The organism is Streptomyces sp. PL-29, from assembly GCF_058344425.1.
On record NZ_CP136996.1, the window covers coordinates 4,226,073 to 4,250,840 of the forward strand.

At 73.3% G+C, this 24,768-nt stretch carries 17 protein-coding genes; 12 read left to right on the plus strand and 5 right to left on the minus strand.

Annotated elements, in window-relative coordinates:
• Positions 1-18: 18 nt before the first annotated feature.
• A complete protein-coding gene (locus R4Z63_RS19520; protein WP_037918994.1) occupies positions 19-1,143 on the plus strand; it encodes a GuaB3 family IMP dehydrogenase-related protein in 1,125 nt (374 codons plus the stop codon).
• A 262-nt stretch (positions 1,144-1,405) separates the two neighbouring features.
• On the opposite strand, the gene R4Z63_RS19525 is transcribed toward R4Z63_RS19520, so the two are convergent.
• Positions 1,406-1,876, minus strand: a complete 471-nt coding sequence (locus tag R4Z63_RS19525; RefSeq protein ID WP_384447091.1) for a hypothetical protein — start codon at positions 1,874-1,876, stop codon at positions 1,406-1,408.
• 118 nt (positions 1,877-1,994) lie between these two features.
• A complete protein-coding gene (locus R4Z63_RS19530; protein WP_037918998.1) occupies positions 1,995-3,224 on the minus strand; it encodes a nucleotide sugar dehydrogenase in 1,230 nt (409 codons plus the stop codon).
• Between the two features lie 228 nt (positions 3,225-3,452).
• On the opposite strand from R4Z63_RS19530, the gene R4Z63_RS19535 reads away from it, so the two are divergent.
• The 7 genes from R4Z63_RS19535 to R4Z63_RS19565 all read left to right on the plus strand — a co-directional run bounded on the left by R4Z63_RS19535 (position 3,453) and on the right by R4Z63_RS19565 (position 17,742).
• The gene (locus R4Z63_RS19535) at positions 3,453-5,159 is read left to right on the plus strand and encodes a glycerol-3-phosphate dehydrogenase/oxidase (protein ID WP_037918999.1); all 1,707 of its coding nucleotides are present in this window, start codon (positions 3,453-3,455) and stop codon (positions 5,157-5,159) included.
• 161 nt (positions 5,160-5,320) lie between these two features.
• Positions 5,321-7,933, plus strand: a complete 2,613-nt coding sequence (locus R4Z63_RS19540; protein ID WP_384447094.1) for a serine/threonine-protein kinase — start codon at positions 5,321-5,323, stop codon at positions 7,931-7,933.
• Positions 7,934-8,010: 77 nt separating this feature from the next.
• Entirely contained in the window at positions 8,011-10,620 is a 2,610-nt protein-coding gene (locus R4Z63_RS19545) for a serine/threonine kinase C-terminal domain-containing protein (protein WP_384447096.1), read from the plus strand.
• Positions 10,621-10,745: 125 nt separating this feature from the next.
• Complete coding sequence (locus R4Z63_RS19550; RefSeq protein ID WP_384447099.1) at positions 10,746-12,395, plus strand: serine/threonine-protein kinase; 1,650 nt, start codon at positions 10,746-10,748, stop codon at positions 12,393-12,395.
• Between the two features lie 93 nt (positions 12,396-12,488).
• Positions 12,489-14,120 (plus strand): succinic semialdehyde dehydrogenase, encoded by a 1,632-nt coding sequence (locus R4Z63_RS19555; RefSeq protein ID WP_384447101.1) that lies wholly within the window; start codon positions 12,489-12,491, stop codon positions 14,118-14,120.
• A gap of 9 nt (positions 14,121-14,129) precedes the next feature.
• On the plus strand, positions 14,130-15,947 hold the full coding sequence (locus R4Z63_RS19560; RefSeq protein WP_384447103.1) for a GMC oxidoreductase: 1,818 nt from the start codon (positions 14,130-14,132) through the stop codon (positions 15,945-15,947).
• Positions 15,948-16,113: 166 nt separating this feature from the next.
• Positions 16,114-17,742, plus strand: a complete 1,629-nt coding sequence (locus tag R4Z63_RS19565) for a COG1361 family protein (protein WP_384447105.1) — start codon at positions 16,114-16,116, stop codon at positions 17,740-17,742.
• Between the two features lie 272 nt (positions 17,743-18,014).
• Here R4Z63_RS19565 and R4Z63_RS19570 read toward each other — a convergent pair whose 3' ends face one another.
• A complete protein-coding gene (locus R4Z63_RS19570; RefSeq protein ID WP_037919013.1) occupies positions 18,015-18,278 on the minus strand; it encodes a chorismate mutase in 264 nt (87 codons plus the stop codon).
• 447 nt (positions 18,279-18,725) lie between these two features.
• Between R4Z63_RS19570 and guaA the strand changes: the two genes are divergently transcribed.
• From guaA to R4Z63_RS19590, 4 genes are all read left to right on the plus strand, one after another.
• Positions 18,726-20,312, plus strand: a complete 1,587-nt coding sequence (gene guaA / locus R4Z63_RS19575) for a glutamine-hydrolyzing GMP synthase (RefSeq protein WP_384447107.1) — start codon at positions 18,726-18,728, stop codon at positions 20,310-20,312.
• Positions 20,313-20,468: 156 nt separating this feature from the next.
• Positions 20,469-21,260: a class II aldolase/adducin family protein gene (locus R4Z63_RS19580; protein WP_037919015.1), complete on the plus strand. Its 792-nt coding sequence runs from the start codon at positions 20,469-20,471 to the stop codon at positions 21,258-21,260.
• A 102-nt stretch (positions 21,261-21,362) separates the two neighbouring features.
• Positions 21,363-22,619 (plus strand): hypothetical protein, encoded by a 1,257-nt coding sequence (locus R4Z63_RS19585; RefSeq protein ID WP_052030277.1) that lies wholly within the window; start codon positions 21,363-21,365, stop codon positions 22,617-22,619.
• A gap of 18 nt (positions 22,620-22,637) precedes the next feature.
• Positions 22,638-23,147, plus strand: a complete 510-nt coding sequence (locus R4Z63_RS19590) for a DoxX family membrane protein (RefSeq protein WP_037919017.1) — start codon at positions 22,638-22,640, stop codon at positions 23,145-23,147.
• Here the strand turns inward: R4Z63_RS19590 and R4Z63_RS19595 are convergent.
• Positions 23,093-23,317 (minus strand): hypothetical protein, encoded by a 225-nt coding sequence (locus tag R4Z63_RS19595; protein ID WP_037919018.1) that lies wholly within the window; start codon positions 23,315-23,317, stop codon positions 23,093-23,095. The genes R4Z63_RS19590 and R4Z63_RS19595 overlap by 55 nt on opposite strands.
• On the minus strand, positions 23,304-24,653 hold the full coding sequence (locus R4Z63_RS19600) for a PspC domain-containing protein (protein WP_037919021.1): 1,350 nt from the start codon (positions 24,651-24,653) through the stop codon (positions 23,304-23,306). Before R4Z63_RS19600 ends, R4Z63_RS19595 begins: the two co-directional genes overlap by 14 nt.
• Positions 24,654-24,768 lie beyond the last annotated feature (115 nt).

Here is a 24,768-nt window from a genome sequence, read left to right on the forward strand (position 1 = left end):
GAGGAAAGGCCACCACACGTGACTGAGATCGAGATCGGGCGCGGCAAGCGCGGCCGCAGGGCGTACGCGTTCGACGACATCGCCATCGTCCCGAGCCGGCGTACCCGGGACCCGAAGGAGGTCTCGATCGCCTGGCAGATCGACGCGTACCGCTTCGAGCTCCCCTTCCTGGCCGCCCCCATGGACTCGGTCGTCTCCCCGCAGACCGCCATCCGCATCGGCGAGCTCGGCGGTCTCGGCGTGCTGAACCTCGAAGGCCTGTGGACCCGCTACGAGGACCCGCAGCCGCTCCTCGACGAGATCGCGGAGCTGGACGAGGAGTCGGCCACCCGCCGCCTCCAGGAGATCTACTCCGCGCCGATCCAGGCCGACCTGATCCGCCGGCGGATCAAGGAGGTGCGCGACTCGGGCGTCGTCACCGCCGCTGCGCTCTCCCCGCAGCGCACCGCCGAGTTCTCCAAGGCCGTCGTCGACGCGGGCGTGGACATCTTCGTCATCCGCGGCACCACCGTCTCCGCCGAGCACGTCTCCGGCGCGGCCGAGCCGCTGAACCTCAAGCAGTTCATCTACGAGCTGGACGTCCCGGTCATCGTCGGTGGCTGCGCCACCTACACGGCGGCCCTGCACCTGATGCGCACCGGCGCCGCGGGCGTGCTGGTCGGCTTCGGCGGCGGCGCCGCGCACACCACGCGCAACGTGCTCGGCATCCAGGTCCCGATGGCGACCGCCGTCGCGGACGTGGCCGCTGCCCGCCGCGACTACATGGACGAGTCCGGCGGCCGCTACGTGCACGTCATCGCCGACGGCGGTGTGGGCTGGTCGGGCGACATCCCGAAGGCCGTGGCCTGCGGTGCCGACGCCGTCATGATGGGCTCCCCGCTGGCCCGCGCCACCGACGCGCCCGGCAAGGGCAACCACTGGGGCATGGAGGCCGTCCACGAGGACGTGCCGCGCGGCAAGAAGGTCGACCTCGGCACCGTCGGCACCACCGAGGAGATCCTCACCGGTCCCTCGCACAGCCCGGACGGCTCGATGAACATCTTCGGCGCGCTGCGCCGCTCGATGGCCACCACCGGCTACAGCGAGCTCAAGGAGTTCCAGCGGGTCGAGGTCACCGTCGCGGACTCCCAGCACCGCCGCTGACCCCGGTCGCATCTGCCGGAGGGCCCGATTCCCGCTCAGGGGGTCGGGCCCTCCGGCATGCGAGCCGGATCAGCCTTCGCCGCGCCGTTGCGAGTCGGCGGGGGCCGCCCGCAGCGGGACGGGCGTCTGACCCGGCTGTGGGATCCGGGCGGGATCACGCGGTGGCATGCGGACCACGCAGGAGGGCGGAACGCCCGCGTCGAGCGGGCGGAGCGGGCCTGGTCCGTCGGGCCTGCTCAGTGCTCCGTCGGCCGCCGGTGCGTCAGCCGGCGGCCTTGCGGGCGGTCTGGAAGGCCGCGTAGGCGCCGATCGCGTAGAAGAGGATCGAGATCGGGTCCATGTTGTCCACGTAGAACTGGTTCAGTTTCACCAGCTCGGTGGTGAGCAGTTCGGAGACCGGGATCCCCTGGTGCTCGGAGATGGCGAGGGCCATGTCCAGGAGGTAGCCGACGTACACCCCGGCCAGCGTGAGCACGGCGCTCAGGGCCGGGAGGAGGGGGTTGCGGCCGCCGATGCGGACGGCGACGAGGGCGACCGCGAGGCCGACGCCGGCGGCCAGGTAGCCGATCTGGAAGGAGATCGCATTCATGATGCCGCCGTAGGCGGCGCCCGTGGCCACGGCGGTGCCGGTCGCGGCGAGGACCGCCAGGCCGAGGTTGCCGCTGCGGGTCGGGGCAGGGGCGGCGACCGGGGAGTAGGAGTCGGGCGCGGGCGGCGTGAAGTTCTGGCTCATCGGAAGGATCCCCCCAGGGAAAGCGAACGCACGTGTGGCCATAAGGCGTAAGTACGAGATAAGTGACGCCGCAGGCTAGCAGGCCCGTCGGACATCGGCAGGGGGTATTTTCCGCTGTTCAGAGGCGGTGGGCCGCGCCCACCGGGCTGGCGCCGCGGGTGTCCAGGAGCAGCTGCGCCTTCACGGCAAGGGCCTGCATGTCGTAGGTCCGGTGGTGCTGGAGGAGGATCGTCAGGTCGGCGTTGGCCGCGGCCTCGTACAGGGACTCGGCGCGGGGGACCGGCCGGTCCCTGACCCGCCAGCCCGTGATGTAGGGGTCGTGGTAGCTGATCAGGGCGCCGAGGTCGATGAGGCGGCTGGCGATCTCGCCGGCCGGGGAGCCCTCCTGGTCGGCGAGATCGGGCTTGTACGTGACCCCGAGCAGCAGGACGCGGGCCCCGCGAGCCGATTTGCCGTGCTCGTTCAGCAGGGTGGCGGAGCGCTGGATGACGTACTGCGGCATCCGGTCGTTGATCTCCTGCGCCAGGCCGACCATCCGCAGTGGGTGCCCGGGGGTGCGGCTGGTGTGGGGCAGGTAGTTCGGGTCGAGCGGGACGCCGTGGCCGCCGACGCCGGGTCCGGGGCGGAAGGCCTGGTAGCCGTACGGCTTGGTCTCGGCGCAGCGGATGACGTCCCACAGGTCGACGCCGAGGTCGTGGCAGAGCACGGCCATCTCGTTCATCAGGGCGATGTTGACGTGGCGGTAGTTGGTTTCGAGGAGTTGCACGGTCTCGGCCTCGCGCAGGCCCCGGGCGCGGACCACCTTCTCGGTGAGGCGGGCGTAGAAGGCGTGCGCCGACTCCGTGCAGGCGGGGGTGAGGCCGCCGATCACCTTGGGGGTGTTGGAGATGCCGTGGGTCCGGTTGCCGGGGTCGAGGCGGCTGGGGGAGTAGGCCAGGTGGAAGTCCCGGCCGGCGCGGAGCCCGGACCCCTCCTCCAGGATCGGCCGCAGGTAGTCCTCGGTGACGCCGGGGTGCGCGGCGGATTCGAGGATCACCGTGGTGTGCGGGCGCAGCCGCGCGGCGAGGGCGCGGCCCGCGTCGCCCACGGCGGAGAGGTCCAGCGCGCGGTCGGCGCCGAGCCGGGTGGGGGCGCAGATGACGGCCGTGCGGACCCGGCCGAGCTCGGCGGGGTTGGTGGTGACCCGGAAGCCGGCCGCCGACATGCGGCGGATCTCGGCAGCGGAGAGAGTGGAGTCGGTGACCGGGCCGCTCTCGTAGCCGACCGTCTCGATTCCGGCGGCGACGGCCGCCTGGGCGAGCGGAAGGCCGAGGTGGCCGAGTCCGATGACGGCGAGGTCTGCGGGCATGGGGATGCCGTCCCTTCCCTGGCGTGAGGGGGTGCCGCGCAAGTCCTCCCGAGGTCAGGCGAGCTGGCGCAATGTCAGACTAGGCTTATATATGACAGATATGTCGCATTACAGGGTGAACGTCGCCGTTGTGTTGTCCACAGGCGGTGGCTGATGCGGGTGCGGGACGTCAGAATCGTCAAACGGGGCATGTGAGCGGGATCTCACCCGCACCAACGGGAGGCAGCCGTGAGGACAGCGACACTGGGGCCGGCGCAGCGAGCCGCCGCCTTCACCCGGATGGCCGAACGGGAACTGGACGTGCTCGTCGTGGGCGCGGGCGTGGTCGGCGCCGGTACCGCACTCGACGCCGTGACCAGGGGCCTGTCCACCGGCCTGGTGGAGGCGCGGGACTGGGCCTCCGGGACCTCCAGCCGGTCGAGCAAGCTGATCCACGGCGGCCTGCGCTATCTGGAGATGCTCGACTTCGCCCTCGTACGGGAGGCGCTCAAGGAGCGCGGCCTGCTGCTGGAGCGCCTCGCGCCGCACCTGGTCAAGCCCGTGCCCTTCCTGTACCCCTTGCAGCACAAGGGCTGGGAGCGGCTCTACGCCGGCGCGGGCGTGGCGCTGTACGACGCGATGTCGGTCTCCAGCGGGCACGGCCGGGGGCTGCCGGTGCACCGCCACCTCTCGCGCGCCCGGGCGCTGCGGGTGGCGCCGGCGCTGCGTAAGGACGCCCTGGTGGGAGCCCTCCAGTACTACGACGCCCAGATGGACGACGCCCGGTACGTCACCACGCTCGTGCGGACGGCCGCGGCGTACGGTGCGCACTGCGCCAACCGGGCGAGGGTCGTCGGGTTCCTGCGCGAGGGCGAACGGGTGGTCGGCGCGCGGGTGCGGGACGTGGAGGGCGGCGTCGAGTACGAGATCCGCGCGAAGCAGGTGGTGAATGCCACCGGGGTGTGGACGGACGACACCCAGGCGCTGATCGGCGAGCGCGGGCAGTTCCACGTGCGGGCCTCCAAGGGCATCCACCTGGTCGTGCCCAAGGACCGCATCCACTCGACCACCGGGTTGATCCTGCGGACCGAGAAGTCGGTGCTGTTCGTCATCCCGTGGGGGCGGCACTGGATCGTGGGGACCACGGACACCGACTGGGACCTGGACAAGGCGCACCCTGCGGCATCGAGTGCGGACATCGACTACGTGTTGGAACACGTGAACTCGGTGCTGGCCGTGCCGCTGACGCGCGACGACGTCCAGGGCGTCTACGCCGGCCTGCGGCCGCTGCTGGCCGGCGAGTCCGACGCGACGAGCAAGCTCTCCCGCGAGCACACGGTCGCGCATCCGGTGCCGGGGCTGGTGGTGGTCGCCGGCGGCAAGTACACGACGTACCGGGTCATGGCGAAGGACGCGGTCGACGAGGCCGTGCACGGACTGGACCAGCGGGTGGCACCGTGCGTGACGGAGGACGTGCCGCTGGTGGGGGCCGAGGGGTACCGGGCCCTGTGGAACGGACGGGCCAGGATCGCCGCCCGGACGGGCCTTCACGTGGTGCGGGTGGAACACCTGTTGAACCGGTACGGGACGCTGACGGAGGAACTGCTGGACCTCGTCGCCTCCGATCCGGAACTGGGGCGGGCGGTGACCGGCGCGGACGACTACCTGCGGGCGGAGATCGTCTACGCCGCCTCGCACGAGGGCGCGCGGCACCTGGACGACGTGCTGACGCGGCGGACGCGGATCTCGATCGAGACCTTCGACCGGGGGACCCGGTCGGCCCGGGAGTGCGCGGAGTTGATGGCACCGGTGCTGGGGTGGGACGAGCAGCAGACCGCGAAGGAAGTGGAGCACTACGAGAAGAGGGTCCAGGCCGAGCGGGAATCGCAGCGTCAGCCGGACGACCAGACGGCGGACGCGGCACGGCTGGGAGCGCCCGACATCGTTCCGTTGTAACTCCGGGATGCGGAAGGCGGAACCGCAGACCCGGGGGGTCCGTCCGTTGCGGAGTGAGGAACAATGATGGCTCTGCCGGGGCGGGTTACCGTGGGCCCCGGCCGCCGGGTCGCTCAGCCGCTGGGGCGGGCGGAGCAGCGGCACGATCGCAGAGGGGACGCATGTCGAAGCCGGAGCACACCGAGTCACCTGCCGGGGCGTCTGCGGCGAAGCTTGACGATGGCGCTTCGGCGGGGTCCGCCCCCGCCTCCGCGCCCGCGGCGAAGCCCGAGGATGTTTCCGTGCCCGCGGCAAGGGCTGCTGCCGAGGCGGAGCCTGACGGGCCGAAGCCTGCCTCTGCGTCTGCGGTGGAGCCTGACGGGGTGAGGCCTTCGGCTGCGAAGCCGGGGCCGGGCAAGGCCGTGCCTGTGGCGGAGTCCGAGGGCGCCGAAGCCGGTCCTGCGGGGAAGCCCGGCGGGACGAAGGCGCGGCCGGGCAGGGCGACGGCTGTCGCGAAGCCCGAGGACGCGAAGCCCGAGGACGCGAAGCTTCAGGACGCGAAGCCCGAGGCTGTGAAGCCCGAGGACGCGAAGCCTGCGTCCGTTTCTGCGGTGGAGCCTGACGGGGTGAAGCCTTCGGCTGCGAAGCCCGGGCCGGGCAAGGCCGTGCCTGTGGCGGAGCCCGAGGACGCGAAGCCTGCGGCTGCCGGATCGGGGCCGGACAGAGGCGTGGCTGCGGCCGAGCCCGTCGCCGCCAGGCCTGCGGCCAAGGCGGTCGGGGCGACCGGGGGCAATCCCGTCGTCGAGAAGGCCGACGCCATGGCCGCCGCCGTCAAGGCCGCCGCCGCCAAGGCGGCCGGGGACGGGCAGGACGAAGGGCGGCTGCTGGCCGGCCGCTACCGGCTGGGCGCCGTCCTCGGCAAGGGCGGCATGGGCACCGTCTGGCGGGCTCAGGACGAGACCCTGGGCCGCACCGTCGCCGTCAAGGAGCTCCGCTTCAGCAGCGGGGTCGACGAGGACGAGAAGCGCCGTCTCATCACCCGCACCCTCCGCGAGGCCAAGGCCATCGCCCGGATCCGCAGCGGCGGCGCCGTCACCGTCTACGACGTCGTCGACGAGGACGCCCGGCCGTGGATCGTCATGGAGCTCATCGAGGGGCCCTCGCTCGCCGAGTTCATCCGGGAGAACGGTCCCCTCACCCCGCACCGCGCCGCCGAGGTCGGCCTCGCGGTGCTCGACGTCCTGCGCGCCGCCCACGGCCAGGGCATCCTGCACCGGGACGTCAAGCCGTCCAACGTGCTCATCGCCGGCAGCGGCCGCGTCGTCCTCACCGACTTCGGCATCGCGCAGGTCGAGGGAGACCCCTCCGTCACCTCCACCGGCATGCTCGTCGGCGCCCCCTCCTACATCTCGCCCGAGCGCGCCCGCGGCCAGAAGCCCGGCCCGCCCGCCGACATGTGGTCGCTCGGCGGCCTGCTGTACGCCTCGGTCGAAGGCGTGCCCCCGTACGACAAGGGCTCCGCGCTCGCCACGCTCACCGCGGTGATGACCGAGCCGGTCGACCCGCCGAAGAACGCCGGCCCGCTCACCGAGGTCATCTACGGGCTGCTCGCCAAGGACCCGGCCCGCCGCCTCGACGAGGGCCGCGCCCGGGAGATGCTCACCGCCGTCCTCGCCGCGCCCGAGCCGGTAGCGGCCCCCGTGGTGCCCGAGGTCGCCGAGAAGACCCGGCAGATATCGCTGGCGGACGCCAAGCAGGCCGCGGAGAAGGCCACCGCGGAGAAGGCCGCCGAGAAGGCGGCGAAGAAGGAACGGGAGCGTCGCGAGCGGGAGCAGCGCGAGCGTGCCCGCGCCGCACTGAAGGCCGCCCGCAAGGCGGCGACTGCCGCCCCGGCCGCCTCTGCGGTCGCGGTCTCGGCCGCCGAGGCGCCCAAGGGTCGGCCCGCCCCCGTCGTCGCACCCCTCACGGACGTCATGCAGCGCCGCACCATCGCGCTGGCCGTGGTCGCCGTGGTCGCGGTGCTGGCGGTGGTCGGCTCGCTGATCGTCTGGGCGGTCAGCGGCGACGACAAGGACAAGAAGGACCAGGGCAAGAACGGCGGGGCGACCCCGGCCGCGTCCGCCCCGCAGACCTCGGGCGAAGCCGGGCAGGGCTCCCCGCAGCCCTCGGGGAACACCGGTGAGACCGGCGCGGGCGGCACCGAGGGCACCGGCACCGACGCGGGCGCCGACGGTCAGGGCCAGGGACAGGGCCAGGGCCAGCAGCCCCCGGCCGCGGACCAGGGCCAAGGCCAGGGGCAGGGGCAGGGCGCCACGACCGGGGGCGTGGTCGGCGCTCTCCCCGCCGGATATGCGATGGTGACGGAGCCCGGCTTCCACTTCTCGATGGCGATGCCCGAAGGGTTCAGGCGGACGGGCACGGCCGGCGAGAACTCCGGCGCGATATTCAGCCGCGACGGTGGCTTCCCGAGGATCCAGGTCGACTACAACAACAAGCCGACCGACGACGCGGCCCTCGCCTGGTCCAGGCTGGCCCCGGCGGTGGGCAGCAGCAGCAAGGGGTACCGGCAGATCCGCATAGACAAGGCGGAGTACCGGGGCTACCCGACCGTCGCCGACTGGGAGTTCGAGCGCGAGCAGGTCGGGATGAGGGTCCGTGTGCTCAACCGCGGGTTCAAGATCGATGCCACGCACGGCTACGCGATCATGATCAGCTGTCCCGCGGACCAGTGGGACGGTCCCGAGTGCACCCAGATGCGTGACGTGGCCTTCCAGACGTTCCAGCCTCTCGGCTGAGCCCGGGACGCAGGCGCCCCTGCCGACGTATCGTGTCAGCGGGGGCCTGGGAGCCTGCCGCACTCGGGGGAGGCGATGTGGAGGAGTACGCGGGCCGGATCCTGGCCGGCCGCTACCGCCTGCCGCTGCCGCCGTCCGACGCGTACGAGCTCGTCGAGACCCGGGCCTTCGACACGCGCGGCGGACAAGAAGTCCTCGTACGGCAGGTGCCGTTGCCGGAGGTCGTGGACGCCGAGCTGGTGGACGGGCCGCCGGCCGTCCCTGCGGCCCGCCGCGCTCCCGCCGACCTTCCGGCCGTGCGGCGCGCCATCGAGGCGGCGCAGGCCGCGGCCGCGATTCCCGACCACCCCCGGCTGGACCAGGTCTTCGACGTGTTCGCCGAGGGCGAGTCGTTGTGGATAGTGAGCGAACTGGTCCCGGCCAAGCCGCTGGCCGCGCTGCTCGCCGACGAACCCCTGAGCCCCTACCGCGCTGCCGAGGTGGCGTCGGACGTGCTCACCGCGCTGCGCGTGCTGCACGCTCACGGTTGGACACACCGCAACATCACCGTCCGGACGGTGCTGGTGTGCGAGGACGGCCGGGTCGTCCTGACGGGTCTCGCGGCGGGCGCCGCGGAGGAGGCCCTGTGCGGGTACGACCCCGTCCCCCGGGCCACCGGCTCCGGCCCCGAGGAGACGTGGGGCGCGGGTCCCGCCCCCGCCCCGCCGACCGCCCCCGCCCCGCAGGTCGATACCGGACCGGCCCCCACGCAGGCGGCGCCACCGCGCGCGGCCCCGGCCCAGGAGCCGCCCCCGCCCCGGCCCGCAGCGGACGGCGCCCCCGGGTACGCGCCGCTCGTGGCCCCGGGCTACGACACCGGGCCGCGGTACACCGACCACATCACCCCCGGGCGGCCGCGGGACGGCGCCGACGTCCAGGCCGCCGCGCGCGCCGGGGTCATCGCCGCGTACCGGGCGGGCGCGCGGGCCGCGGCAGCCCGGGTCACCGAGCAGCGCAAGGCCGAGGCCGGTACTGGGGCCGCGATCGAGCCCGCGGCCGGAGCCGCGGCCGAACGTCGGCCCGGCGGGTCGGCCCTCCCACAGGGCTACTCCTACCCGTACGGCGGAGGACCGCAGTCCGGGGAAGGGGACCGGTCCGGGGACGGGGCCCGGGAAGAGGCCGCCGGCCCCTGGCACGGCGCGACCCCGCGCCGCCCGGCCCTGCCGCAGCCCGCACCCCACCCCGAGCCCGAGCCGGGGACCGAGCCCGGGGCCGGGAGCGAGCCGATGCCCCGGAGCGAGCCGGCGCCCGAGGTACGGCCGCGGCCCGTCCCGCCCCCGTCCGCGTGGAGCCGGGCCGCCCCGCCGGCCGCGTCCGCCCTGCCCGCGCAACTCGCCCTGCCCCAGGGCTACCGCCAGGCCGAGGCCCCGGACCGCCCGGCCACGGAGCACCCGGCACCCGGCGGCCCGTCACCGGGGCCCGGACCGGAGCCGGTCCCGCGGCCCCCGGCGCAGACGGCCCCGTGGAGCGGCCTCGACGCCGAGCGGGCGCGGCACACGCGCATGGCCGTGGTCGGCGCGATCACCGAGCGGTGGGCGCCCGAACAGGCCGGCCCCGTGCACGGGCACTGGCAGCTGGCGGCACCCGTCGGGCCTGCCACCGACCTGTGGGCGCTCGGCGCGTTGCTCTACCGCGCCGTGCAGGGCCATGCCCCGTACCCGGAGGACAGCGTCGCCGAGCTCGTCGAGATGGTCTGCGCCGAGCCGCCCGCGTTCGCCGAGGAGTGCGGCGCGCTCCGCCCGGTCGTGGAGTCCCTGCTGCGCCAGGATCCCACCGAGCGGCCCGACTTCGAGGAGCTGCGCGGCTGGCTGCGCTCGCTCGTGCGGTCCGCTCCGGAGCCGGACGCCGGTCTCGGGATGCTCCCGATGCCGGAGCCCGATCCCACGCGGCTGCCCGTCGTACGCCGCCGCGGTGAGGTCCACGGACGGCACCGCAATCCCACGGCCGCCCGGAAGCCGGTGGCACTCGGCCGGACCCTGCTCGTCGGCGTCCTGGTCCTCCTCGCCGGTGCCGTCGCGTACGCGATGCTGTTCCTGCCCCGGGCCGGGGTGACGCGGGACCAGGACGGCCCCGGGGAGACCACGGCGCACACCTCGCCGCGGCCGGGCCCCTCCCCGGTGCCCACCGGAACGCCCAAGTCCGTCCCGCCCCCCGCGACGACCGGGCCCGCCGCGTCGCAGGCCGCCCCCGCGCCGGCCCCGCCCGGCTACACCACGCAGCAGGACCCGGAGCACTTCGAGATCACCGTCCCCGAGGGCTGGGAGCGCCGGGGGATCAACGAGGCGGGCCAGGTGCGCTACACCGACGGGTCGTTCGTCCTGACCGTGGTCCCGGGCCGGGACAAGGTCGAGGGCAATCCGGACCCGGCGGCCTATCAGAAGGACAAGGAGCCGGAGCTGACGCCGTACCGGTCCTCCACCTGGTCGACCGTCGGGGACGTCAAGACCACCCGGGTCGGGCAGCAACTACGGGCCACGGGCCGCTACACGTGGATCGACGGGACCGGTCGCAACGTGTTCGCCCGCAATTTCGTCGTCGCGCTGGGCGGCAGTTACCACGTCGTCCTGGTGACCGGTCCGGAGGACGAACAGACCAAGGTCACCGAGGTCTTCGAGAAGGCCACGGCGAGTTACAAGGCGGGCGGATGATCGGATATTGACGGCTGATCAGTACGGCGATTGCGTCACAGTGCCGTCTTTCGGCGCCCGGGCGGTTCCGACAGCCCCCGTGGGCTCCGTAATCTGGCCTGAAGTGCAGAGAGCGGCGGGAATTCGTGGAACAGCAGACAGGTGGGGGCGCCGTGCTGGCGGGCCGGTACAGGCTCGTCGAGCCGATCGGCCGGGGCGGTATGGGGAAGGTGTGGCGGGCACATGACGAACTGCTCCACAGGACCGTCGCGGTCAAGGAACTGACGGCGGGTCTGTACGTCGCCCAGGCGGACCGGGACGTCATGCACGCCCGGACGCAGAAGGAGGCCCGGGCGGCGGCCCGGATCCAGCACCCGGCGGTGGTCACCGTCCACGACGTGCTGGAGCACGACGACCGGCCGTGGATCGTCATGGAGTACATCGACGGCCCCTCACTCGCCGACGCGGCCAAGGCGGCGGGGCGGATCGAGCCGCGCGAGGCGGCCCGGATCGGGCTGCACGTGCTGGGTGCGCTGCGCGCCGCGCACGCGGTGGGCGTGCTGCACCGGGACGTGAAGCCGGGCAACGTGCTCCTCGCCAAGGACGGCCGGGTGCTGCTCACGGACTTCGGGATCGCCGCGATCGAGGGCGACTCGTCCATCACCCGCACGGGCGAGATCGTGGGCTCGATCGACTACCTGGCGCCCGAGCGGGTCACCGGCGGGATCCCCGACCCCTCCTCGGACCTGTGGTCGCTGGGCGCCACCCTCTACACGGCGGTGGAGGCCCGTTCCCCCTTCCGCCGTACGTCGCCCATCTCCAGCCTGCAGGCCGTGGTGAACGACGAGCCGCCGGCGCTGCGCCAGGCCGGGGTGCTCGGGCCGGTGATCACGTCCCTGCTGCGCAAGGACCCGACGGAGCGGCCCTCGGCGGAAGAGGCCGAGCGGATGCTGCTGGAGGCGATGGAGGGCCGCGAGCCGAGGGCGGCGCACGCCTACGTGCCCACGCGCGCGGTCACCTCCGAGGAGCTCTCCCCGGCGCAGGACCGGTCCGAGGAGCAGGCCCCGCGCGAGGAGGTCGCGCAGACGGCTCCGCTGCCGGAGCCCGCGGTCCCGGGGACGGCGGCCGCGCCCGCGGCCGTGCCCGTCGACCGGGACGGCGGCTGGGTCAAGCGTGCCGCGGTGGTGGCCCTGGTGGCCGCGCTGCTCGGCGGCGGCGGTGTCTTCGGGGTCCTCAAGTACACCGGGGGCGCCGGCGGGGAGAGCGATCCGGACCGCGTCGTGAGTTCGACGGGCGGGCCGTCGGGCGACGACGGCAAGCCGCAGGAGGCGACCGCACCGGCCGGCTACACGAAGGTCGTCGACCCCCTCGCCGGCTTCACCCTGTTCGTCCCGGAAGGCTGGAAGCGCCAGGCCAACGGCGACCAGATCGACTACACCCCGGACGACGGCAAGCACTTCATCCGGATCGCCGCCGACCCCACCCCGGACTACAAGGACCCGTACGCACACCTGCTGGACCTGGAGCAGCAAGTGGGGAAGCGGACGGACTACAAGAAGCACCAGCTGAACCAGAACACCTTCCGGGGCAGCACCCGGGCCGCGCTCTGGGACTTCAGTTGGACGGAGAAGGTGAGCCACCCCGGTCCGCGCAGGGCCAAGGAACAGATGTACATCGCCCCGGACGAGACCGAGTACGCGATCTACATGGCGAGTCCGGTCGCCGACTGGGACGTGACCCGCCAGCAGTTCGACATCGTGCTCAGCGGCTGGGAGCCGCCTGCCAAGAAGTCCTGATCCCGGCATTCTGCCAGCGATCGCTGGCAGAAAAGGCAAAATCCGGTTACCGGCGGGTACCCAAAGCCGGCCCGCCGGAATACGCTCACCCGCATGACGGACTCGCAGGCCTCCGAAGCCCCTCACCGCACAGCACCGCAGCCCACCAACCCGGTCGCCCCGGCCCCGGCCGGCGCCCGCACCGCAGCCGACGTGGTGACCCCCGACCTGGTCGCACGGCTGACCCGCGGAGTGATCGGCTCCGGCCGCACCGCCAACCACACCCCCTTCACCGGGGGCCGGCTGACCGAGCTCCCCGAAGCCACCCCCGACGACGTGGCCGAGGCCTTCGGCCGGGCCCGTGCCGCCCAGCCCGCCTGGGCGGCCGTCCCCGTACGCCGGCGGGCCGCGGTACTGCTGCGCTTCCACGACCTGGTCCTCGCCCGGCAGGCTGAGGTCCTCGACCTGATCCAGCTGGAGACCGGCAAGGCGCGCCTGCACGCCCACGAGGAAGTCCAGGCCGTCGCCGTGTCGGCCCGCCACTACGGCCGCAAGGCGCCCTCGTACCTGCGCCCCAAGGGCCACACGGGCGCGATGCCCACCCTCACCAAGGTCACCGAGCTGCGCCAGCCGCGCGGGGTCGTCGGCCAGATCGCCCCCTGGAACTACCCCCTGGAACTATCGGTCGGAGACGCCCTGCCGGCCTTCGCCGCGGGCAACGCACTCGTCATGAAGCCCGACACCGAGACCGCGCTGACCGCCCTGTGGGCCCGCGACCTGCTCATCGAGGCCGGGCTGCCCGCCGAGGTCTTCCAGATCGTCCTCGGTGAGGGCCCCGTCGTCGGCCCCGAGGTGGTCCGCCACGCCGACTACGTCTCCTTCACCGGCTCCACCCGTACCGGCCGCGAGGTCGCCCGGGGCGCAGCCGACCGACTCATCGGGGCCTCCCTCGAACTCGGCGGCAAGAACGCCATGCTCGTCCTGCACGACGCCGACGTCGAGAAGGCGGCCGCGGGCGCCGTCCGCGCCTGCTTCTCCTCCGCCGGCCAGCTGTGCATATCCATCGAGCGGCTCTACGTCCATGCCTCGATCGCCGACGACTTCGTCGAGCGGTTCGCCGCCCGCACCCGGGCCATGCGGCTCGGAGCCTCCCTCGCCTACGGCGCCGACATGGGATCCCTGGTCGGCGAGCGCCAGCTGGAGACCGTGCAGCGGCACGTGGACGAGGCCGTCGCCCAGGGCGCCACCCTCGTGGCCGGCGGCACCGCGCGCCCCGACATCGGCCCGCTCTTCTACGAGCCCACCATCCTCGACGGCGTCGAATCCGCCATGGCGGTCTGCGGAGAGGAGACCTTCGGCCCGGTCGTCTCGATCTACCGCTTCACCGACGAGGAGGAGGCCGTCGCGCAGGCCAACGCCACCGCCTACGGCCTCAATTCCAGCGTCTGGACCCGGGACGCCCGCCGTGGCCACCAGGTCGCCGCCCGCCTGCGCACCGGCACCGTCAACATCAACGAGGGCTACGCCCCCGCCTACGGCAGCGCCCAGGCGCCCATGGGCGGCATGAAGGACTCCGGCCTCGGCCGCCGCCACGGCTCCGAGGGCATCCTCAAGTACACCGAGGCCCAGACCGTCGCCCAGCAGCGGCTGGTCCCGATGGCGCCCTCGCTGGGCATGGACGACGAGACGTACGCGGCGTTCATGACCCGCAGCCTCAAGGTCATGAAGGCTCTCCGACTGCGCTAAGGGGTATCCGTGTCGCACGACGACGCATCCGACGACGCCTACGACTACGACGTCATCGTCATCGGATCGGGCTTCGGAGGGTCGGTCTCGGCCCTGCGCCTCACTGAGAAGGGGTACCGGGTCGGCGTCTTGGAGGCAGGGCGCCGCTTCACCCGTGAGAGCCTGCCGAAGAACAGTTGGGACCTGCGCAACTACCTGTGGGCCCCGGCCCTCGGGCTGTACGGGATCCAGCGGATCCACCTGCTCGGCCACGTCATGGTGCTCGCGGGCGCCGGCGTCGGCGGCGGCTCGCTCAACTACGCCAACACCCTGTACGTGCCTCCCCGGGCCTTCTTCGAGGACCGGCAGTGGGCGTCCATCACCGACTGGCACGAGGAACTCGCCCCGTACTACGACCAGGCCAAGCGGATGCTCGGGGTGCGCCTCAACCCGACCATGACCCCCTCCGACGTCCACCTCAAGGCGGCCGCCGAGAAGATGGGCGCGGCGGACACCTTCCACATGGCCCCGGTCGGCGTCTTCTTCGGCGACGGCGAGGACGCCGCCGGCGGGCCCCGCGTCCGGCCCGGCCAGGAGACCGCCGACCCGTACTTCGGCGGCGCCGGCCCCGCCCGCAGGGCCTGTACCGAATGCGGCGAGTGCATGACCGGCTGCCGGCACGGTGCGAAGAACACCCTGAACGAGAACTACCTGCACCTCGCCGAGCGCGCCGGCGCCGTCATCCATCCCATGACGACCGTCACCGCCCTGTCCGAGCACCCGGACGGCGGCCACCGCGTCCGCACCGTGCCCACCGACGGCCGCCGCCGCGGGAGGGCGAAGGTGCTGCGCTGCCGGTACGTGGTCGTCGCCGCGGGCACCTACGGCACGCAGACCCTGCTGCACACCATGAAGGACCGCGGCGAGCTGCCGCGCCTGTCGGAGCGGCTCGGGGAGCTGACCCGGACCAACTCCGAGGGCCTGGTCGGCGCGCAGACCGACGACCGCCGCTACCGCAGGCGGCACGGCGCGGCCGCAGGCGGGAAACAGCGGGCGGACTTCACCAGGGGCGTGGCGATCACCTCCTCCGTGCACCCCAACGCCGACACCCACATCGAGCCGGTCCGCTACGGCAAGGGTTCCAACGCGATGGGGTTCATGACCGTCCTCCAGGTGCCCTACGGCGCCCACCGGGTCCGCGGCTGGCTGGCCAGGACCGCGAAGCACCCCCTCCAGCTGGCCCGTTCGCTGTCCAACCGGCGCTGGTCGGAGCGGACCATCATCGGCCTGGTCATGCAGTCCCTGGACAACTCGCTGACCACCTACCGCAGGCCGGGCGGGATCGGGAAGGGCCTGCTGACCGCCCGCCAGGGGCACGGCGCCCCGAACCCGGTGCAGATCGAGGAGGCCACGCGGGCGGCGACCCTGCTGGCCGAGGAGATCAACGGCTTTCCCGGCAGCAACATCGGCGAGCTGATGGGGACCCCGCTGACCGCACACTTCCTCGGCGGCTGCCCGATCGGAGCGTCGGCGGGCGAGGGCGTGGTGGACCCGTACCACCGGCTGTACGGGCACCCGGGCATCTCGGTGGTGGACGGCTCGGCCGTCTCCGCGAACCTGGGGGTGAACCCGTCGCTGACGATCACCGCGCAGGCGGAGCGGGCGATGGCGTACTGGCCCAACAAGGGAGACCGGGACCCGCGCCCCGAACAGGGCACGTCCTACACCCGCCTGGCGGCGGTGGAACCGGTCCGGCCGGCCGTCCCCGAGGACGCGTTCGGCGCGCTGCGGCTGCCGTTCCTGGCTGTCCCCGAAATTCCCCCACGGGATCCGGAACCGGCCGGATGACGGCGGTGGACACCGCGCTCCCCCTCCGAGCGCGGTACCCACCGCGGTACATACGTGACAGATGTTCAGCCTTGATGGTTGTACCGGAATCCGCCGGACCGGGCTGTGGCGTCGATCACACCATCACGGAGGCAACTGCGCATCGTCCTCGACCGTCAACGGCAGCATGAGAAAGCGCATCTCCTTGCTGGCTGCCTGCGGCGTCGCCGCCCTGGGAATCGCCGCCACTCCCGCACACGCCGCGGACCCCGCCCTCGTCCTGGCCGGACCGGCCGAGATCGGCCTGCGCCCGCACCCCGGGCAGAGCGGCGAACCGCAGAAGACCTCGGTCGCGTTCCGGCTCGTCAACGACACCGCCTCGGCGTTCGACCGCCGGAGCACCTTCACCATCGACCTGAGCGGGCTCAAGGGGGTCGCGGACGTCACGCTGGCGAAGCAGCAGGGCTCGGACTGCACGCTCACCGAGGCGGCCGTCACCTGCACGCGCCCCGCGCTGTGGAAGGGCGAGACCCGCGTCGTCGATCTGGATCTCAGCGCCGCCAAGGGCAGCAAGGCCGGTGCCACCGCGGACCTCACCGTGACCGGCGAGGCCGAGGGAGCCACCTTCCGGTCCGCCACCACCACGGTCCGGGTCGGCGGCCCCGACCTCGTGCTGGAGCGGGCCCGGCTGAAGGAGGAGCAGAAGCCGGGCGACACCCAGAACCTGTCGGTCGTCTTCGCCAACGAGGGCACGGAGTCCGTGAAGGGCGTCGTCCTGGAGGTGCGCACCACCCACGGCATCGACCTGCTGGAGCAGTACGACAACTGCTCCTACTCCGAGGACACCGGTGAGGGGCAGCCCCTGAACACGGGCTGGAGCACGGCGCAATGCCTGCTGGAGGGCGAGTACACGCCGGGCGCCGTCTACGGGGTCGACGGCCCGCTGACCCTGAAGGCCGCCCCGCACGCCTTCGCCGACACCCTCACCTACGCCGTGTACGCCGACGGGCACCAGCCGAAGGCGGCCGGGACGGCCAAGAAGCCGGCCGGCGGCAAGAAACTGGCCGTGCGCGAGCGCGCCGCCGGGGCCTCCGCACGGTCGGGGGACCTCGATCCCTGGAACAACATGCAGGAGTTCGACTTCAGGACCCGCAACAGCGCCGACCTCGTGGCCTGGCCCGTCTCCCTCGCCGGCGGGGTGGGCGAGACGGTCAGGGCCGACTTCGGCTTCCGCAACAACGGTCCCGCCTGGGTGGCGGAGTTGCGCTCCGGTGAGAGCGTCGCCCGCACGGACATCGTGATCCCGGCCGGTACGAAGGTCACCAGGGTCCCGGCCGGCTGCCACGGCGTCAACGCCGACGGCACGGCCCGCGAGCAGGCGCTGGGCGCACCGCGCTACTTCTGCTCCACCGGGCATGTCGTGGGGGAGCGGGAGAGGTTCGCCTACCCCTTCGAGCTGAAGATCGAGCAGGTCGTGGCGAACGCGGCGGGCTCCGTTTCGGTCGGACGGTGGACCCCCGAGGGCACCGCGGGCCAGCCGTGGGACCCGAACCACGCCAACGACAAGGCGCCCGTCGTGATCGCCGCGAAGGACGGCGGCGCCTCGCCGACGCCGACCACCTCGGCCACGTCGTCGCCGACCGCGACGGCCACCGCCTCGGCCACGCCCTCCGCCACCTCCGGTACCACGACCCACGGCGGTCTCGCCGCCACCGGAAGCTCCGCCGGGCCGCTCGCGCTCGGCGGCGCGGTGCTCGTGGCCGCGGGCGGCGGCCTGGTCCTGGCCTTCCGCCGCAAGACCGGCACACACGCCTAGGAACGGTCCGGCGCCCGGCCGCCGACGCAGAACGGCCGGCCCGGGGCGTCCCCCTGGCCGGCCGTCCTCTACGGGGTGACCGGGCTGCTGTCCCCTGCCGTCCGGTCACACGAAGGAGCGAGGTCCCACGACGCGCGCACCACGAGGCGCACGTCTCATCGCTCCTTCGGAGCCACGCGTGGTGTTGCGGTTCCGCGGCTGGCTGACGCGGACAACCTCACCAACGAAGCGTCCCTGGGGCGGTCACGCTCCGGACGGGTGACGAACAGCCGTCACACCCGTCCCCGGCACAGCTCCAGCAGCGTCATCGCGAGGGCGGTACCGGGCTTGCCGAGCGCATCGCTCCAATGGGACAGCACCTCCATCTCGCGGGACAGGTGCACCCGGCGCCCGCCGGAGGCGATCCGGGCGTCCTGGATGACCGTCGAGACGGCCATCCGCTCCTGGATCAGCCCGATGATCCGGTCGTCGATGGCGTCGATGCGGGTGCGGGACTCGGCGATCAGCTGCTCGGGGGCGGTGGCGATCGTGGTCATGGTCGTCTCTCCTGTCGGGGTGGGGCCCGCAGGTCCGGAGAACGCAGAGCGCCCCGGTCCTGTCGGACCGGGGCGCTCTGGGAAGTCAGCGGCTCAGGCGAGCATCACGATGACCCATGGCGACCGGACCGGCCGGTGCCATAGGTAAAGAGGAAGCTCAGCTGCTTGCGCACGGAAGGGATTATGTCCCCCCGCACGCCTTCCGGCCAACCCGGTTCGGATGGTGAGACGCCTCGGTGCCGGGTGTGGCGCGCCCGGTTCTCGGCCGCCTCGCCGACGACCGGCAGGCGGTGGAGCGATCCCCGCCCGCGGAGCTCCGGCCGGATGACGCCGGCGCCGTCGCGCCCCACCGCCGTGGCCCAGGACTCGGACGGTGAGACGAAAAGGGGTACGGGTGCCCCGTTAGAATCGACAAAACAGCCACCTCTTCCGCCGGAAGGCCGCCCCGTGCCAGAAGCACCCTCCGCCGCCCACGACAGCGCCCCGGACACGGTTCTCGTCGTCGACTTCGGCGCCCAGTACGCCCAGCTCATCGCCCGCCGCGTCCGCGAGGCACGGGTCTACAGCGAGATCGTGCCGAGCTCGATGCCCGTCGACGAGATGCTGGCCAAGAACCCGAAGGCGATCATCCTCTCCGGCGGTCCGTCCTCCGTGTACGAGGAAGGCGCCCCGCAGCTGGACCGCGCCCTCTTCGAGGCCGGGGTCCCCGTCTTCGGCATGTGCTACGGCTTCCAGCTGATGGCGACCGCCCTCGGCGGCACCGTCGACAACACCGGCGCCCGCGAGTACGGCCGCACCCCGCTGCACGTCTCCAAGCCCGGCTCCACCCTCTTCGAGGGCACCCCGGAGAACCAGTCCGTGTGGATGTCGCACGGTGACGCCTGCTCCGCCGCCCCCGAGGGCTTCACCGTCACCGCGTCGACGAACGTCGTACCGGTGGCCGCCTTCGAGAACGACGAGAAGAAGCTGTACGGCGTGCAGTACCACCCCGAGGTGATGCACTCCACGCACGGTCAGCAGATCCTGGAGCACTTCCTCTACCGCGGCGCCGGCCTGGCCCCCACCTGGACCACCGGCAACATCGTCGAGGAGCAGGTCGCGGCCATCCGCGCGCAGGTCGGCGACAAGCGCGCCATCTGCGGTCTGTCCGGCGGCGTGGACTCCGCGGTCGCCGCGGCCCTCGTGCAGAAGGCCATCGGCTCCCAGCTGACCTGCGTCTACGTCGACCACGGTCTGATGCGCAAGGGCGAGACCGAGCAGGTCGAGAAGGACTTCGTCGCCGCCACCGGCGTGCAGCTGAAGGTCGTCGACGCCCAGGAGCGCTTCCTGAACGCGCTCGCCGGCGTCTCCGACCCGGAGACCAAGCGGAAGATCATCGGCCGCGAGTTCATCCGCGTCTTCGAGCAGGCCCAGCTGGAGATCCTCCAGGAAGACGGCCCCGCGGTCGCGTTCCTCGTGCAGGGCACCCTGTACCCGGACGTCGTCGAGTCCGGCGGCGGCACGGGCACCGCGAACATCAAGTCGCACCACAACGTCGGCGGCCTCCCCGACGACATCGAGTTCGAGCTCGTCGAGCCGCTGCGCCAGCTCTTCAAGGACGAGGTCCGCATGGTCGGCCAAGAGCTCGGCCTGCCCGAGGAGATCGTCCAGCGCCAGCCCTTCCCCGGCCCCGGCCTCGGCATCCGCATCGTCGGCGAGGTCACCAAGGAGCGCCTGGACCTGCTGCGCGAGGCCGACGCCATCGCCCGCCACGAGCTCACCGCGGCCGGCCTGGACCGCGAGATCTGGCAGTGCCCGGTCGTCCTGCTCGCGGACGTCCGCAGTGTCGGCGTCCAGGGCGACGGCCGCACCTACGGCCACCCGATCGTGCTGCGCCCCGTCTCCTCCGAGGACGCCATGACGGCGGACTGGACGCGCATGCCGTACGAGGTGCTCGCCCGCATCTCCACCCGCATCACCAACGAGGTGCCGGAGGTGAATCGGGTGGTCCTGGACTGCACGAGCAAGCCCCCGGGCACCATCGAGTGGGAGTAAGGGGCCCCGCCCCGCACGACGTCGCCGTCGCCCGGCCGGACCGGGCGGCGGCGACGTCGCCGTTTCACCACCGCGCGGCTCTGTTCTCCTCGCGCCGGGGCCAGTACCTTGCGCCGACGACGACGACGGCGGAGCCGGACCGGAGGAGGGCGGGCGATGTCCGAGGAGACGGGGACGCCGGGCACGCGGCCCGGACCGGTGCCGGTGGACCGGCTGCGGTTCGAGATGCCGCCCGCGCACCAGGACCCGGCCGAGGAACGTGCGTACCGCAAGCAACGCCTCGCCGGAACGCTGCGGCTGTTCGCCCGCCTCGGGTACGAGGACGGGGTCGCCGGGCACGTCACCGCACGGGACCCGGAGTTCGACGACTGCTACTGGGTGAACCCCTTCGGCCGCGCCTTCGCCGCCCTCGGCCCCGAGGACCTGCTGCTCGTCGACGGGGACGGGCACGTGGTCCAGGGGGAGCGGCGGGTCAACGAGCTGGCGTTCGCCGTGCACGCCGCCGTGCACCGGGCGCGCCCCGGGGCGGTGGCCGTGGTCCGCACCCAGGCCCCGTACGGCCGGGCGCTGGCCGCGCTCGGCGAACTGCTCGCCCCGATCACCCACGAGGCCTGTGCCTTCTACGAGGACCACGCCCTCCTCGACGAGTACGCCGGAGCGCAGGACGGCGCGCGGATCGCCCGCGCGCTCGGCCCGTACAAGGCGCTGGTCCTGCGCAACCACGGGCTGCTGACGGTCGGCGGCTCGGTGGACGCGGCGGCCTGGTGGTTCGTCGCGGCGGAACGGGCGGCCGAGGTCCAGCTGATCGCGCGGGCGGCGGGGAAACCGGTGCTCATCGACCACCACAGCGCCGTGGCCACCCGCGAGCGGTTCGGCGGGGACCTCGCCGCGTGGGTGAGCTACCAGCCGTTGTGGCAGACCGTCGCGGACCTGGCGTCAACATCATGAACCGTTAATCACCTGCTCTGACATCGTGCGCAATCCGGAGCACTGCCGCAGTGGTGCACAATTCGCTGGCATTGCCCCGTAGTTCAGAGAGGCGGCACGCACGTGGCTGTCCAAGAGATGTCCCGCGGCACCCATACCAGCGCCTGCGCCTGCGAAGAGTGCGCGCGGGAAGGGCACCGCCGCGCGGTCGCCGCGTTCCTGGAGAAGCGCGACGAGTTCGCCGCCGGGCAGGGGGTGCCGGCCGCCGTCGCCCACTCCCTCGGCGCCTCCCGCCAGTGGGTCTCCGACGAGCTGACCCTGTCCGCCCGCAACGTCGCCGACCGCGGCCGGGAAGCCGGCAGCTCCTGGCTGTACGTGTTCTCGCGGCGGGCCGTCCTCGCCGTCTGGATCGCCGCGGGCGTCCTGCTGATCGTCCAGGTCGCCGCCGCGCTCGGCACCGGCTGGTCCACCGCGCGCACCGCCGGACTGCTCGCCGCCCTGCTGCTGGCCGGGCTGCTGACGGTAGCCGCCCGCGCCCAATCACTGCGCGGCGGGCTGCTGGCCCCGCTGGTGGGCGAGGACAACCGGCTGTCCACCTCGAAGGCGGTGCCCAGCGCCTGGGTGGTGCTGACGGCGTTCGCCACGCTGCTGCCCGCGCTGCGGCTGGCCGCGTCGGGCCCCGGCCCGGAACGGCAGGGGCTGTACGCGGGACTCGCCCTGGACCGGGCGCTGCCGCTGCTGTCGGTGGTCGTGCTGACCTCCGCGGTGGCGGTGCTGGTGCGCCGGGTGGTGTGCGTACGGATCATGAGCCAGCGGCTGCAGAAGCTGCCGGCCGACCGGCCGCGCGGAGCGGACCTGCTGACGGACGACGCGGGCCGCGGGAGCTTCCCGGACGCGCAGTACGTGCTCGTCTCGACGGTCGTGCTGGCCTACGCGGCGGCCTCGCTCGCCCGCTTCCCGGACCGGCTGCCGCAGCTGCCCTGGGCGCTGGCCCTGCTGGTCGCGCTGTCGGCCGCGGTGTACCTGGCGGCGAAGTACGCGGAGGGCAGCCGCCCGCTCGTGCTGTCGGTGGTGCGCAGACGGGAACCCGGGGACCTGGACGCCGCCGTCCGCCCCGGGGACGACATCGAAATCCGGGGCGTGGGCTTCGTCCCGCCCGGGGCGCACACCCCCGAGATGCTCGCCCGGCTGGTGGTCCGCGTCGGGGCCGTCCACGTGCACGTACCGCTGGTCCCGGTGCCCGGCGGGTTCACCAACCCTTCCGACGCGGTGCTCACGGTGCCGGTCCCGGCGGAAGTGGAACCGGGGCGCACCGATATCCAGGTGGTCACGGCCGCCGGAGTGGAATCCAATCGCTGCACCATCGACGTGGCCGAGTGATCGGGGTACACATGACCCGTGACGAGAACCGAAGCACCTCCCCGGACCGACGTACCGCGCGGCCTGCGTGACCAGGCTGCCCGGTACCACCTGCTGCCGCTGCGGCTCTTCCTCGGCGTGACCTTCGTGTACGCGGGGCTGGACAAGCTCTTCGATCCCGCGTTCCTCTCCGCCTCTGGCGACGGCTCCGTCGGTGACCTGATGCGCGGCGTGCGCGAGACCTCCGCGATCCCCGCACTCGTGGACCTGTCCCTGCAGTCCCCGGTGGGCTTCGCCGTGTTCCTCGCCGTCGCCGAGATCCTGGTGGGCCTCGGTACCCTGGCCGGCCTGCTGTCGCGGACCGCGGCGATCGGCGGGGCGCTGATCTCGCTCAGCCTGTGGCTCACGGTGTCGTGGGCGGTGTCGCCGTACTACTACGGCAACGACCTGATCTACCTGCTGGCCTGGACCCCCCTGATCCTCGCCGGCGCGCCCTACCTGTCGCTGGACTCGGAGATCCGGTCGCGCCGGTCACGGCGCACGGCGTAGGTGACCAGCCCCACCAGCGAGGCCAGGGACAGGCCTCCCATGGTCATGGGGATGACCGCGAACCACGGCAGGTCGGCCTCCCCGGCGCTGTCGAGCAGGTAGAGCACTCCCGCCAGCAGCAGGACCAGACCCGCGATCAGCCGTCCCGGCTGGAACTCATGACGCCGCACGGGCCACCTCCACCTGTCCGATGCCTGCACTGAGGTCCAGCTCGACCGTTCCGCCGGCCTCGGTGCCGGGAGGCGGGGCGAGGGTCGCCGTCCGGTTCTGCTGCCCGGGCCCGGCCCGCTCGATCCGGCCCGCGGAGTCGCCCGGCAGCTGGATGTCGCCGAGCCGCCGGACGGTGACGTCCGCCCGCGCCGTCACCTCCCGCGGCAGGAGCACCTTGAGGCGGCCCGCGTCGATGGACGCGCTGACGGCCACGCTGGTGCCCTTCGGCACGTCCAGCCGGCTCAGGTCCAAGGTGGCCGTCCCGGTGCCCGCCTCATACGAGGGCCGCACGTCGGCCACCGCTGCCGGCCGCCACACGACCTCCCGCCAGTCGGTGCCGATCTCGCGCGGCAGGGCCGCGGCGCCCGCCAGGAGAACGGAGGTGCACACCGCCAGCACGACGGTGCCGAAGCCGGTGCGCCCGAGCAGGGAGCTGACCGCGAGGCCCAGGCCGAAGACGACCAGGGCGGCGGCGAGCCCGGTCTGCAGGGCCGCGCCCAGCGAACTGCCCTCCCACTCCGCCGCGGTACCGGCGGCCCCCGCCAGCAGGGCGAGCACGAACACCCGGCCGCCGATGCCGCCGCGCCGCGGGACCCGGGCGGGCGCGGGCGGCCGGGCGGAGGCAGCCGCGGCGGAGGCGGCCGCGGAGCCCGCGGGCTCCGCGGCGGCGTCGGGCGGCCCCCACAGGTACCCCGTCGAGCCGACGGGGCCGGTGGTGCCGTCCTTGACCAGCGGGTCCCGCCACCAGGACGGGGCGCCGGGAGCGGGCGGGGCCTTCGTCTCCGGAGGGGCGGCCGGGGCGTGGGCGACGCGGGGCGCGGCCCCACCGGGGGCGGGCGCCTCCGTCTCGGGGGCGGCGGCCTGCCGGCGCCGCTGCGACCAGTACGAGGCGCCGCCGAGCGCGAGGACGACCAGGACCGAGAAGACCGCCAGGGCGCCGTTGTCCAGCATCGACAGGAACAGCGCGCAGCCCACCAGCGCGGCGAACACCGCCACCAGGGTCGCCCCTTCGACCCGCCCCGTCAGCAGCTTCTTCGCCTCGCTGTCCTCCTCCCCCTCCTGCGGCAGCAGCAGCCAGGCGAAGCCGTAGAAGATGAGGCCGACACCGCCGGTGACCGCGAGGACACCGAGGACGATCCGGAAGATCACCGGGTCCAGGTCGAAGTACCGGCCGAGGCCGCCGCACACCCCCGCGAGGACCTTGTCGCGCTTGCTGCGGCGCAGGGGCGGCCGGGTCTCGGCAGCCGCCCGGGGTGCCCCGGCGCCGTCCGGCGGAGCGTCGTGTACGTCGGTCATGCGTCCATGGTGACGGTCGGCGAGGGCACCCGGAATCCGGCCCTACCCTGGCGCGACCCTGAAATCCGCCCGGTAGAAGTGGGGGGATGCCCTGATGCCGGGCCGCAGCCCGCCG

What these genes read in the sequence shown, in the direction of transcription:
- R4Z63_RS19525 (WP_384447091.1), bottom strand. Translation starts at nt 1,876, where the DNA reads ATGAGCCAGAACTTCACGCCGCCCGCGCCCGACTCCTACTCCCCGGTC.
- R4Z63_RS19530 (WP_037918998.1), bottom strand. Translation starts at nt 3,224, where the DNA reads ATGCCCGCAGACCTCGCCGTCATCGGACTCGGCCACCTCGGCCTTCCG.
- R4Z63_RS19540 (WP_384447094.1), top strand. Translation starts at nt 5,321, where the DNA reads ATGTCGAAGCCGGAGCACACCGAGTCACCTGCCGGGGCGTCTGCGGCG.
- R4Z63_RS19555 (WP_384447101.1), top strand. Translation starts at nt 12,489, where the DNA reads ATGACGGACTCGCAGGCCTCCGAAGCCCCTCACCGCACAGCACCGCAG.
- R4Z63_RS19565 (WP_384447105.1), top strand. Translation starts at nt 16,114, where the DNA reads ATGAGAAAGCGCATCTCCTTGCTGGCTGCCTGCGGCGTCGCCGCCCTG.
- R4Z63_RS19570 (WP_037919013.1), bottom strand. Translation starts at nt 18,278, where the DNA reads ATGACCACGATCGCCACCGCCCCCGAGCAGCTGATCGCCGAGTCCCGC.
- R4Z63_RS19580 (WP_037919015.1), top strand. Translation starts at nt 20,469, where the DNA reads ATGTCCGAGGAGACGGGGACGCCGGGCACGCGGCCCGGACCGGTGCCG.
- R4Z63_RS19600 (WP_037919021.1), bottom strand. Translation starts at nt 24,653, where the DNA reads ATGACCGACGTACACGACGCTCCGCCGGACGGCGCCGGGGCACCCCGG.